Here is a 12,283-nt window from a genome sequence, read left to right as displayed (position 1 = left end):
AGTCAATGAGATGACTTCGTCGAACCAATGGTTCTGTCCAACAGGTGGCGTTGAGGTGTCGACAATTCGGCGTCGTCACCTTATTTTGCACGACCGCCCGTCAACGACTATGCGGTGCTGTGTCACGGTGCCCGAGGGGCTGACTGAATAGATATAACCCTTGTGGGTTACCAGCATGCTGTGTGCCTCGATTTTTGTTTCCTGCTTTGTGCCGAGGGTTGAAACGGTTGTCACTCTTTGGTCGGATATGAAGGCGCCACACTGACGAAATATTCCTATATCCCCGCCGTTTCTTGCGTGGATCGGAATGGAGGACTTCGAATGATTGGTCGAGGAGATGGAGATTTCTTGAGTGGAACTCTCGGCGTCCGCTGAGAACGCACCAAAAATGGTCGCTTCGTCGGAACTCACACAGTCGCTGGTGAATTTTTCCGAATTGCGCACCTTCCCGCCTGTGATCAATGAAACTTCAGCGGCCTTGTCGCCCGTCGTGAATGCTGTACCGTGCTCCGGTGAAAAGCAGCCGATTCCGCCGGGAAGTTTGGTAGATATTGTGGATGATGTTAGACGGTGCGCTCCTTCTAGAGGGAAGCGAAACGCGCTCCACCTGTTTGAGGAACCTGGCTGGATGGACACAACTAGCGTCTTCCTATCGATGGAAATTCTCCCCAAAGAGTCGGCTATTCCTCCCTTAAATTTCCTAGTGTGAATCCTGTTGTCTAGTGACCAGATCATAGAAGATTCCGATGTAGCTATCCAGTTGGTTTGATCCGAACTCCAGTGAACGGTGAGATTTTTAGTCGAGAATGAATGTTCAGTGGTGTCTCCATGGATTTTCCAGATGGCCTTTGATTTTGAGAGGCCTGGATTCATGTCAGTGGAGGCAGAAATTACAGCATTGGGGCATGAGGTTGCGCAATGTACGTCAGATGGAAAGTGCTGACGCTCTTTCCATTGCTCCGTGCCGCCTCGGGTATATCCGGTCAGGACTTCCCGTTGTGTGTCGTATGTGATATATCCGTTACTGTCTCCGTCGACGAGTACCAGGGATTCTTTTGAGGTCTCGCTCTTGTCGGCGTGTGACGCAGATGATGAACAGCCTGACGTCAGTACAGTCACGCTGACTACCGCCGCGATGACGGCAAGGGCAGGGCGAGTCCTCATTGGGTTTCCTGGTGGTCGTGACGTATGTGGCCGTTGGGTGTGAGTGGGTACGCCAGGCTACGATGTACCCACTCACGTCAGGGTGTGACTAGAACGCGAACGACTTGGAATTGCACTCGGTTGGCAATCCGTCCAGTGAATACCAGCCATGCGCGGCGAGGCGAGTATTCCCCCGCTTGGTCACCGGGCGCTCACTCTTGAGATATGTGAAACCCCAGCCGAAGTCACCCCAAGCGTGGCTTCCCTTCTTGGCCTCGTCGACTCCCTTACGTCGCTGGCCGTCCAGTAGGTAGCTGACGATGTTGAAGTCCCTCCGGGTCTTCCTTATTCCGTTGCTGGTCGGCCAGTATTGCCGCTTGGTGTGCTGCCAGGTCGTACGGGTTTTTGCCATGTAGAACGTCTTGACCTTAATCTTGGCGTCAGACGTAGACGTGATGGCTGCCGAACACGTCGTTTGCTTAGTGCGTTCGGTTGCGGCGGACGCTTCCGGTACTGCCAGCCCGGCGAACAGAATTCCGGCGATGACTGGTGTTGTCCATGCCGTTCGCCGCCCCGTGTGGTGTATCAAGGCCTTTCCTTTCCTTGTGGTGGCACCATCATGGGACGATTACTGCTGCTGGATCAAGGAAGTTGAGGATCATTTGAGCCTTGATCCACTGCGCGATAGTGGGCTGTGGACGGCGGAATGAGAAGAGGTTCCTGCTGACCTGGGATGATGGGAGTTCCTACGTCCTCATCAGTCCCACGAAGCAAGGCACCTCGTAAGTGAAAGTCTCCCGCAGCCCGGCGACGCTGTTCGCCGCGTTCGCCGCCCCGGATCTGATCGCCCGTGCCGGGATGGCCCCGACGATCCGGCTGGCCGAGCGGTGCGGCCTGCCCTAGTTGGTGGCCCAGAAGGTGAAGCTCACCGGCGCGAGGAACGGCGCCGGTACGGGGCCGCCGACACGAAGGCCCTGTCGATCGTGGGCGGCATGATCGCCGGGGCAGACAGCATCGACCCACGCGACCAACCTGCCCGTCCACAACCCGAAAGACCTTGGAGACCCCGCACCGGACAGCCATCCAGCAATAGCCGCTGCTCGCATCCCGAAGAAACACCCAGAACCCGCCCGACGCCCGTGATCAGAATTCACGCGGTGGATCGAGGTTGAGGTGATCATTCGTGCGGTGGCATACGGACGCAAAAGAAATGCGAACAGAAGGGATGAAATGGCCTGAGGTGATTCTTCTGGAATTGGCGGGCTATGAACCGGCTGCGTCAGGCCGTGCGCGTTGCAAGGCGCAGTGAGTTTGCTGCGTAATATCGAGCCAGTAGAATTTGTGCCACTTCTTGCGCCGATCCCAGCACATCCGCCAGTACATCCGCTTCCGCAGCACCCCGCGCGATTCGGTCCGGCAGGAATCCGGGCGCAAGGACATATGGGGCGACTGCGACCCGCGTGCAGCCAAGGGCGCGGAGCTCTCGGACGGCATCCTCCGTGCGAGGCAGTGACGCGGAGGCGAACGCAGGCCGCACGGCGCACCAACCGGTGTGCCGCCACTCCCGCGCGATTTCTGCGATCACTGCGATCGCCTCCGGGTCCGTGGACCCCGCCGAGGCCAGCACGACCCCGGTCGAGGACTTGGCGGCCGGGCTCAGCCCAGCCTCGTACAACCGCCGTTCGAGCGCGGCGGTCAGCAGCGGCGACGGGCCGAGGACCTCGGCCTGCCGGATCCGCAGCCGCGGCGGTGCCTCCCGCAGCACCGCCGGGATGTCGGCCTTCGCATGGAAGGCCCTGGTCAGGAGGAGCGGAAGGGCCACGACATCGCGTACTCCCCGTGCCGCCAGCGACTCCAGCACCCCTCCCACGGACGGGACGTTGAAGTCCAGGAACCCGGTCTCCACGCGCAGCTCCGGCCGCATGGCCCGCACCCGGCGTACCAGGGCGTGCACGGTCGCGGCATGCCGCGGGTCGCGGCTGCCGTGGGCGATGACGAGGAGGACCGGGTTGCGCATGGGAGTTCAGCTCCTCACGAGGAGACCGCGGCTGCGCAGGACCCACCGCTCCAGCGGACTGAAGATCAGCAGGTCGATGGCGATGCCGACGATCAGGATGAGGAAGATGGCGAGGAACACCATCGACATGGAACTGGTGTTGCGGCCGTTCTCCAGCAACTGGCCGAGGCCCACTCCGAGTTCGGGCGAGGACGCGATGATCTCCGCGGCCATCAGCGAGCGCCAGGAGAACGCCCAGCCCTGCTTGAGACCCGCCACATAGCCGGGCAGCGCCGCCGGCATCACGATGTGCCAGGTCCCGCGCAGGCCCGTCGCGCCGAGGGTGCGGCCCGCCCGCAGGAACAGCGGCGGCACCTGGTCGACGCCGGAGACGAGACCGTTGGCGATCGACGGGACGGCGCCGAGCAGGATCACCGCGTACATCATCTCGGGCTTCAGGCCCAGCCAGATCACGGCGGGCGGCACCCAGGCCACCGACGGTAGTGACTGCAGGCCGGACAGGATGGGGCCGATCGCCGCCCGTACGAACCTCACCCGGGCGACCAGCAGTCCCAGCGGGGTGCCGATCGCGAGCGCCATCACGAAGCCGAACAGACCGCGCGAGACGCTGGTCCAGATGAAGTCGAGCAGCGTGCCCTGCAGCCACGCCTCGCGGACTTCGCCCCACACGTCGGACGGCGAGGGCAGCTTGGCCGGGTCGTCGACGACCTTGAAGGTGATCAGCGCCTGCCAGACCACCAGGACCAGTGCGACGGCGACGATCGGCGGGAGGATCTTCTGGACGAGGGTCTGGCGGAACGGGGTCCGGCTCGTCTGGACCGTCTCCAGCGCGTCGAGGCCCGCCTCGAGACCGGCGAGATCATTGGCGTGCCCGCTGTCCTTGGCGTTCCCGTCGGCCTTGGTCTCAGTGCTGGCCATGGCGGCGGATCTCCCCACGCAGTTGTTCGGTGATCTCGACGGACAGCTCGGCGACGGCGGTGTCCTCGATACGGCGCGGCTGCGGAAGGTCCACCGTCCACTCGCGCGCGATCCGCCCGGGACGCGAGGAGAGGAGTACGACGCGCTGCGCGAGCCGTGCCGCCTCTCGCACGTTGTGCGTCACGAACAGGACGGACAGTTTCGTCTCGCGCCAGATACGGGTCAGCTCGTCGTGCAGCACGTCCCGTGTGATGGCGTCGAGGGCCGCGAACGGCTCGTCCATCAGCAGCAGCTTGCTGTCCTGGGCGAGCGCGCGGGCCAGCGCGACCCGCTGCCGCATACCGCCGGACAGCTCGTGCACCCGCTTCCCGTACGCGCCCTTCAGCCGGACGAGTTCCAGCAGCTCGTCCGCCTTGTCGCGGCGCTCGGACTTCGGAACTCCCCTGAGCTTCAGGGCGAGTTCGATGTTCTTGCCCGCGGTCAGCCACGGAAAGAGCGCGTGCTCCTGGAACATCAGGGCCGGTCGGCCGTCCGTCGTGATGCTGCCCGCGGTGGGGGCGTCGAGACCCGCGACCAGGTTCAGCAGCGTCGACTTGCCGCAGCCGGAGGCCCCCAGCAGGGTGACGAACTCGCCCGGCGCGACATCGAGCGTGATGTCGTCGAGGACGAGCTGCTGTCCGGCGGGTCCGGCGAAGGACTTCGAGACGTGCTCGATCCGCGCGGCGTACTCCACCGACGTCGTGGCGTCGGCGGCCTTGGCGAGGGCGGTTGCCATGGTCGTCACCTCCTGGGAACTCATCAGTGTCGGCTTGTGGACTTGCTCGGCCGGCGTGCTCACTTGGCTTGCTCGACGCCGAGACCGGCGTCGTCGACGGTGCTCTTGCCCTCGGCTGCGAGGACCTTGTTCAGGAGCCTGAGGTCGTAGATGCCGCTCAGATCGGGCTTCTTCAGCAGGCCCGCCTTCACCGCGTGCTCAGCCTCGGTGCTGAGGGTCGAGGCCAGCGGGTCGTCGGTCATCTGGATGGACTTCCAGGCCGGATCGAGCACTTCCGCCGGAAGCGGCTTGCCGGTGTCGGCCTTCAACTGCGCGTTCGCCGCGGCCTTCGCCTGGTCCGGGTTGGCGCTGATCCACGCGTTCGTCTTCACCGAGCCGCGCAGCACGGCCTCGACGACCTTCGGGTGCTCCTCGAGGAAGCTCTGCGACACGATGATGTTCGTGATCACGAACTTCCTCTCGGGCCACAGCGTCGACTCGTCGAGCAGTACCTTGCCGCCCTCGGCAACCAGCTTGGACGCGGTCGGCTCCGGCACCCAGGCGCCGTCGATCGAGCCCGACTTGTAGGCGTCCGGGGTGATCTTGTTGTCCGTGCGGACGACGGAGACATCGCCCTTGCCGCTCTCCGCGTCGACCGTCCAGCCCTTCTCCGCGATCCAGTTGAGGAACGCGACGTCCTGGGTGTTGCCGAGCTGCGGCGTGGCGATCTTCTTGCCCTTGACGTCGTCCAGGGTCTTGATCTTGTCCGGGTCGACGACGAGCTTCACACCGCCGGAGGCGGAACCGCCGATGATGCGCAGGTTTTTGCCGTTCGACTTGGTGTAGCCGTTGATCGCCGGAGAGGGGCCGATCCAGCCGATGTCGATGGACTTCGAGTTGAGGGCCTCGATCTCGGAGGGGCCCGCGTTGAAGGTCGCGTACTCGGCCTGCGTACCGCCCAGTTCCTTCTGGACGAAGCCTTTCTGGTTGCCCACGAGAGCGGTGGCGTGCGTGAGATTTCCGAAGTAACCGATCTTGACGGTGTCGAGGCCGTCGATCTTCGCGCCCTTGGCGGCGACGTTCGCCGTGTCGTCCTTCGCCTGAGAGCCGTAGCCGCAGGCCGTCGCGGCAAGCGCGAGGAGCGGAAGCGCGGCAAGGGCGGCGAGGCCGCGGCGCAAGGTACTTCGGGTGCTGGCAGGCACGGGAGGAGTTCCTCTCGTTGGCCCGGCGGTCACGTCTCTCAGGTCGTGGCCGGGAAGGCGGCGGGTTTTCGTCTGGCACGCAGGCAGTGCGCGTACGTCATCGCGCACATCGCGCCACCCCGCCCTCCCCGCTGCCGAGGGCACCGCTGCCGACGCGGCCGCCCTCCTTCGCGAAGGTCGAGAAGATGTCGGTGGTCATGGCTAGAAGTCCCACCCGTCGTCGTCCGTGTCGCCCTTCACCGGCTCCGGAGAGGCGAAGGACTCGCCGACCATGCCCGCGGTCAGCGTCGTCCCGTCCGCCGGGTCGATCAGGATGAACGAGCCGGTGCGCCGGGAGTCGGCGTACGCGTCGACCGGCAGCGGCTCGGCGGTACGGATCTTCACCCGGCCGATGTCGTTGGCGACCAGGTGCCCCGGGTGCGGGTGCAGGGACAGGTCGTCGAGGGTCAGCCGGGAGGGGATGTCCTTGACGATCGCCTTGACGGTGCGGGTGCCGTGCTTGAGCAGCACACGGTGGCCGATGGTCAGCGCCGCGTCCGCGACATGGCACACCGTCGCCTCGATGTCCTGCGTGGTCGCGGGCGCGTCCTTGCTGGGCACGATCAGATCGCCGCGCGAGATGTCGATGTCGTCCTCGAGCAGGACCGTCACCGACTGCGTCGTCCAGGCCACGTCCACCGGCCGGCCCAGCAGATCGATCCCGGAGATCTTCGACGTACGGCCCGAGGGCAGCACGGTGACGTCCTCGCCGACGCGGAAGGCACCGGCCGCGATCTGGCCCGCGTAACCCCGGTAGTCGGGGTGCTCGGCGGTCTGCGGCCGGATCACGTACTGCACGGGCAGGCGCGCGTGGCAGGTGGCCAGGTCGTGGGTGACCGGGACCGTCTCCAGGTGCTCCAGGAAGGTCGGGCCGCCGTACCAGTCCATGTTCGCGGACGGGTCCACCACGTTGTCACCGGCGAGCGCCGAGATGGGGATCGCGGTGATCTCGGGGACGCCCAGTTCGGAGGCGTACGCCGTGAACTCCTCGGCGATCGCGGCGAACACGGTCTCCTGGTAGTCGACGAGGTCCATCTTGTTGACGGCCAGCACCACGTGCGGCACCCGGAGAAGCGCCGCGATCGCGGCGTGCCGGCGGGTCTGCTCGACGACGCCGTTGCGGGCGTCGACCAGGATCACCGTCAGCTCGGCCGTGGAGGCACCCGTCACCATGTTGCGGGTGTACTGCACATGGCCGGGGGTGTCGGCGAGGATGAACCGGCGGCGGGCGGTGGCGAAGTAGCGGTACGCCACGTCGATGGTGATGCCCTGCTCGCGCTCGGCCCGCAGTCCGTCCGTGAGCAGCGCCAGGTCGGGTGCGTCCTGACCGCGGCTGCGCGAGGCGTGCGCGACGGCCTCCAGCTGGTCGGTGAGGACCGACTTGGAGTCGTGCAGCAGCCGTCCGACGAGCGTGGACTTGCCGTCGTCGACGGACCCGGCGGTCGCGAACCGCAGCAGGGTGGTGTCCCTGACCTGCTCGACTGTCGTCATGCGTAATCCCTTTGCTACATTCCGTGGTGGCCGCCGGGTCGGCGGTTTCGGCCTGTGGAGCCGATGTAAGACCTCGGCTTGGGTTCGTCCCGGGGGCTGTCGGCGGTGAAGCAGGAAGCCCGGTGAGCGATTGCCGGAATCCGCGGTCCTCGGACGGTGGGAGAGGCCAACGTTAGAAGTACCCCTCTCTTTTGCGGTCTTCCATGGCCGCCTCGGAGAGCTTGTCGTCGGCTCGCGTCGCGCCTCGTTCGGTGAGGCGCGAGGCGGCGATCTCCCTGATCACGGCCTCCAGCGTGATGGCGTCGGAGTCGACGGCACCGGTGCAGGACATGTCGCCCACCGTGCGGTAGCGGACGAGGCGCTTCTCGACGGTCTCGTCGTCCTTCGGGCCGCCCCAGTCACCGGCGGTCAGCCACATGCCGCTGCGCTGGAAGACCTCACGCTCGTGGGCGAAGTAGATCTGCGGGAGTTCGATCTTCTCGCGGGCGATGTACTGCCAGACGTCCAGCTCGGTCCAGTTGCTGAGCGGGAAGACGCGTACGTGCTCGCCGGGCGCGTGACGGCCGTTGTACAGGTTCCACAGCTCGGGCCGCTGCCGGCGCGGGTCCCACTGGGAGAACTCGTCGCGCAACGAGAACACCCGCTCCTTGGCCCGTGCCTTCTCCTCGTCCCGGCGCCCGCCGCCGAACACCGCGTCGAACCGCTCGGACTGGATCTTCTCCGTCAGCGGCACCGTCTGCAGCGGGTTGCGGGTGCCGTCCGGCCGCTCGCGCAGCTTCCCGGCGTCGATGTACTCCTGTACGGAGGCCACATGCAGCCGCAGCCCGTGCTCGGCCACCACCCGGTCCCGGTACTCGATGACCTCCGGGAAGTTGTGCCCGGTGTCCACGTGCAGCAGCGAGAACGGAATCGCCGCCGGGGCGAACGCCTTGAGCGCCAGGTGCAGCATGACGATGGAGTCCTTGCCGCCGGAGAACAGGATCACCGGCCGCTCGAACTCGCCCGCCACCTCACGGAAGATGTGCACACCCTCCGACTCCAGCGCGTCCAAGTGCGAGAGCGCGTACGGGCTGTCCGTCTCCTCAGGGACAGTGGCGACGGTCGTCATGCGAGACCCCTTTCGATGAGCAGCGCGTGGACCGTGGCCGCGGACTCCGGCACGGTCTGGTTGTGCGACTCGATGCGCAGATCGGGCGACTCGGGCTCCTCGTACGGGTCGTCGACCCCGGTGAGCCCGGAGATCTCGCCCGCCGCCTGCTTGGCGTACAGCCCCTTCACATCGCGCTCGGAGCACACCTCGACCGGCGTCGCGACATGCACCTCGAGGTACGCGGTGCCGCTGGCCATGTGGCGCTTGCGCACCGCCTCGCGGCTGTCCGCGTACGGCGCGATCACCGGGACGAGCGTCTTGACGCCGTTACGGGACAACAGGTCGGCGAGGTAGCCGATGCGCTGCACGTTGGTGTGCCGGTCCTCGCGGCTGAAGCCGAGGCCAGCCGTCAGGAACGTACGGATCTCGTCGCCGTCGAGCACCTCGACGCGGTGGCCCTCCGCACGCAGCCGGTCGGCCAGCTCGTACGCGATCGTGGTCTTGCCGGCACTCGGCAGACCCGTGAGCCAGATGGTGGCTCCGGTCACTTGGTTCTCCTGGTTCCTCGGCAGCGCAGCGGTCATGGTCAGTCGTGGATCCCGCACTCGGTCTTGGCGCGGCCCGCCCAGCGGCCGGCGCGCGCGTCCTCGCCCTCGAGCACCCGGCGGGTGCAGGGGGCGCAGCCCACGGAGGGGTAACCGTCCATGAGGAGCGGGTTGGTGAGGACGCCGTGCTCGGTGACGTACGCGTCCACGTCGTCCTGCGTCCAGCGGGCGATCGGCGAGATCTTGACCTTGCGGCGCTTCTCGTCCCAGCCGACGACCGGGGTGTTCGCCCGGGTCGGGGACTCGTCGCGGCGCAGGCCCGTGGCCCATGCGGTGTACTTCGTCAGCCCCTCTTCCAGGGGCTTGGTCTTCCGCATCGCGCAGCACAGGTCGGGGTTGCGGTCGTGCAGCTTCGGCCCGTACTCGGCGTCCTGCTCGGCCACGGTCTGCCGCGGGGTGAGCGTGATGACGTTGACGTCCATCACGGCCTCGACCGCGTCCCGGGTGCCGATGGTCTCGGGGAAGTGGTAGCCGGTGTCCAGGAACACGACGTCCACGCCGGGCATGGCACGGGCGGCGAGGTGCGCGACGACCGCGTCCTCCATGGAGGAGGTCACACAGAATTTCTTGCCGAAGGTCTTCGCGGCCCACTGAAGGATCTCGAGCGCGGACGCGTCCTGGAGGTCACGGCCCGCCTGCTCGGCGAGCGCCTTCAGTGCTGCGTCCTCATCGGCGTGATCCGTCTCGATATCAGGCTCTGCCTGAACCGTCGTCATATCTGGTCCCCTCCACCGTCAGTGCGCTGAAGCCCCCGGGAAAGCAACCCGAGGAACTTCAACTGGAAGGCTCGATTGCATGCTCCGCATTCCCACGCGCCATGCCCTTGCTCGCTCGGACGCAGGTCCTCGTCGCCGCAGTACGGGCAGTAGAACGGCGCGGCTCGTTCGCTCACCGCTGCCGCCCTCCGTCCGCATCCATGCGTACGTGACCTGCGAGGGCGCCGAATACGGCACCCGCACCGGCGAGCAGGAGGACGCTCATCGCCGCCACCACGAGGGCGCTCATGACAGCGACTCCTCGCTGGCCCGCGCGGCCCATGTGGCGAACCTCTCGCCGTCCTCGCGCTCCGCCTCGAAGCGCTTGAGGACCCGCTCGACGTAGTCCGGCAGCTCCTCCGAAGTGACCTTCAGGCCACGGACCTTGCGGCCGAAACCGGCCTCCAGGCCGAGCGCGCCGCCGAGGTGCACCTGGAAGCCCTCGACCTGGTTACCCTCGTCGTCCAGGACCAACTGGCCCTTGAGACCGATGTCCGCGACCTGGATACGGGCGCAGGCGTTCGGGCAGCCGTTGATGTTGATGGTGATCGGCTCGTCGAACTCGGGGATGCGGCGCTCGAGTTCATCGATCAGCGAGGCCCCGCGCGCCTTGGTCTCGACGATCGCCAGCTTGCAGTACTCGATGCCGGTGCAGGCCATCGTGCCGCGCCGGAACGGCGACGGCTTGGTGGTGAGGTCGAGCGCCTCAAGGCCCTCGACGAGCGAGGCGACCTTCGACTCCTCCACATCGAGCACGATCATCTTCTGCTCGACGGTCGTACTCAGCCGGCCTGAGCCGTGCGCCTCGGCCAGCTCGGAGATCTTCGTGAGGGTCGTGCCGTCCACCCGGCCAACACGCGGCGCGAAACCCACGTAGAAGCGGCCGTCCTTCTGCCGGTGCACCCCGACGTGGTCGCGCCAGCGCTCCACGGGCTGGTCGGGCGCCGGACCGTCGATCAGCTTCCGCTTCAGGTACTCGTCCTCGAGCACCTGACGGAACTTCTCCACGCCCCAGTCGGCGACCAGGAACTTCAGGCGGGCGCGCGTACGAAGGCGCCGGTAGCCGTAGTCCCGGAAGATCGAGATGACGCCCTCATACACATCCGCCACCTCGTCCAGCGGCACCCAAGTACCAAGCCGCTGGCCGATCTTGGGGTTGGTGGAGAGCCCGCCGCCGACCCAGAGGTCGAAGCCGGGACCGTGCTCGGGGTGGTTCACCCCGACGAAGGCGACGTCGTTGATCTCGTGCGCCACGTCAAGGAGCGGCGAACCGGAGATCGCGGACTTGAACTTGCGGGGCAGGTTCGAGAAGTCCTTGTTGCCGATGATCCGGCGCTGGATCTCCTCGATGGCGGGGGTGCCGTCGATGATCTCGTCCTCGGCGATCCCGGCGACGGGCGAGCCGAGGATGACGCGGGGCGTGTCACCGCAGGCCTCGGTCGTGGACAGGCCGACGCCTTCGAGGCGCTCCCAGATCTCGGGCATGTCCTCGATACGGATCCAGTGGTACTGGACGTTTTGCCGGTCCGTGAGGTCGGCGGTGCCGCGCGCGAACTCCTGCGAGATCTCGCCGATCACCCGCAGCTGCTCGGTGGTGAGCCGGCCGCCGTCGATCCGCACCCGCAGCATGAAGTACTTGTCGTCCAGCTCCTCCGGCTCCAGGATCGCGGTCTTGCCGCCGTCGATCCCGGGCTTGCGCTGGGTGTAGAGGCCCCACCAGCGCATCCGGCCGCGCAGGTCGTTGGGGTCGATCGAGTCGAAGCCCCGCTTGGAGTAGATCGTCTCAATACGTGTCCGTACGTTGAGACCGTCGTCGTCCTTCTTGAACTGTTCGTTGCCGTTGAGCGGGGTGAAGTGACCCACGGCCCACTGGCCCTCGCCGCGGTGACGGCTCACCTTGCGGCGGGGCGCGGCGGCAGCAGGGTTCTGTGGGGTGGCGGCCATGGTGTACGTCCTTCGGGACAGACGGGGAAAGCGACTCGGACCCGCGCAGGGGGCGCATGGGGTCATACGCGCGCGTCATTGCGCGGGCGAGGCAAGGAGGGAGAAGTGCGGCGGCGATGCTGCCCGGGACCGGAAGGGCCCTGTCGGATGCAGCTGCTCAGCTCGCCGGACAGATGGCGCTGGACATGCGGCCGAGGTCGACGTGGCGCCGACTCACCAAGGCAATTCCAGTTCCAGACATGACGGAAGCGTGTCATGGCGATCTGGACAGAGTCCAGCTTCGTCCGCGATGCGGACACCCTTGTCCCGTATCGCGAGACAAGGG

12 protein-coding genes are annotated in these 12,283 nt (G+C 66.2%); all 12 read right to left on the bottom strand.

Features of this window, described 5'->3' with window-relative positions; genetic code table 11:
• Positions 1 to 1,252: 1,252 nt before the first annotated feature.
• Entirely contained in the window at positions 1,253 to 1,732 is a 480-nt protein-coding gene (locus G6048_RS01110) for a hypothetical protein (protein ID WP_165337491.1), read from the bottom strand.
• Positions 1,733 to 2,422: 690 nt separating this feature from the next.
• Positions 2,423 to 3,160: a sirohydrochlorin chelatase gene (locus G6048_RS01105; RefSeq protein ID WP_165337490.1), complete on the bottom strand. Its 738-nt coding sequence runs from the start codon at positions 3,158 to 3,160 to the stop codon at positions 2,423 to 2,425.
• Between the two features lie 6 nt (positions 3,161 to 3,166).
• A complete protein-coding gene (locus tag G6048_RS01100; RefSeq protein WP_165337489.1) occupies positions 3,167 to 4,078 on the bottom strand; it encodes an ABC transporter permease in 912 nt (303 codons plus the stop codon).
• Positions 4,065 to 4,853, bottom strand: a complete 789-nt coding sequence (locus tag G6048_RS01095; RefSeq protein WP_165337488.1) for an ABC transporter ATP-binding protein — start codon at positions 4,851 to 4,853, stop codon at positions 4,065 to 4,067. The genes G6048_RS01100 and G6048_RS01095 overlap by 14 nt, the downstream gene beginning before the upstream one ends.
• 59 nt (positions 4,854 to 4,912) lie before the next feature.
• A complete protein-coding gene (locus tag G6048_RS01090; RefSeq protein WP_165337487.1) occupies positions 4,913 to 6,034 on the bottom strand; it encodes an aliphatic sulfonate ABC transporter substrate-binding protein in 1,122 nt (373 codons plus the stop codon).
• Positions 6,035 to 6,235: 201 nt separating this feature from the next.
• A complete protein-coding gene (locus tag G6048_RS01085; RefSeq protein WP_165337486.1) occupies positions 6,236 to 7,564 on the bottom strand; it encodes a sulfate adenylyltransferase subunit 1 in 1,329 nt (442 codons plus the stop codon).
• A gap of 172 nt (positions 7,565 to 7,736) precedes the next feature.
• Positions 7,737 to 8,672, bottom strand: a complete 936-nt coding sequence (gene cysD / locus G6048_RS01080) for a sulfate adenylyltransferase subunit CysD (protein WP_165337485.1) — start codon at positions 8,670 to 8,672, stop codon at positions 7,737 to 7,739.
• Positions 8,669 to 9,238, bottom strand: a complete 570-nt coding sequence (gene cysC / locus G6048_RS01075) for an adenylyl-sulfate kinase (protein ID WP_165337484.1) — start codon at positions 9,236 to 9,238, stop codon at positions 8,669 to 8,671. Before cysC ends, cysD begins: the two co-directional genes overlap by 4 nt.
• A gap of 2 nt (positions 9,239 to 9,240) precedes the next feature.
• Positions 9,241 to 9,975 carry a phosphoadenylyl-sulfate reductase gene (locus G6048_RS01070; protein ID WP_165337483.1) on the bottom strand — a complete coding sequence of 245 codons (735 nt, stop codon included), beginning with the start codon at positions 9,973 to 9,975 and terminating at the stop codon, positions 9,241 to 9,243.
• Positions 9,972 to 10,151 carry a hypothetical protein gene (locus G6048_RS49125; RefSeq protein WP_165337482.1) on the bottom strand — a complete coding sequence of 60 codons (180 nt, stop codon included), beginning with the start codon at positions 10,149 to 10,151 and terminating at the stop codon, positions 9,972 to 9,974. The genes G6048_RS01070 and G6048_RS49125 overlap by 4 nt, the downstream gene beginning before the upstream one ends.
• 109 nt (positions 10,152 to 10,260) lie before the next feature.
• On the bottom strand, positions 10,261 to 11,958 hold the full coding sequence (locus G6048_RS01060) for a nitrite/sulfite reductase (RefSeq protein WP_165337481.1): 1,698 nt from the start codon (positions 11,956 to 11,958) through the stop codon (positions 10,261 to 10,263).
• Between the two features lie 157 nt (positions 11,959 to 12,115).
• Positions 12,116 to 12,199, bottom strand: a complete 84-nt coding sequence (locus G6048_RS51265; protein ID WP_309486338.1) for a putative leader peptide — start codon at positions 12,197 to 12,199, stop codon at positions 12,116 to 12,118.
• Positions 12,200 to 12,283 lie beyond the last annotated feature (84 nt).

The sequence above is a fragment of the Streptomyces ureilyticus genome (assembly GCF_011045025.1).
Classification (GTDB): domain Bacteria; phylum Actinomycetota; class Actinomycetes; order Streptomycetales; family Streptomycetaceae; genus Streptomyces; species Streptomyces ureilyticus.
This window is presented reverse-complemented; position numbering and strand designations above follow the sequence as displayed.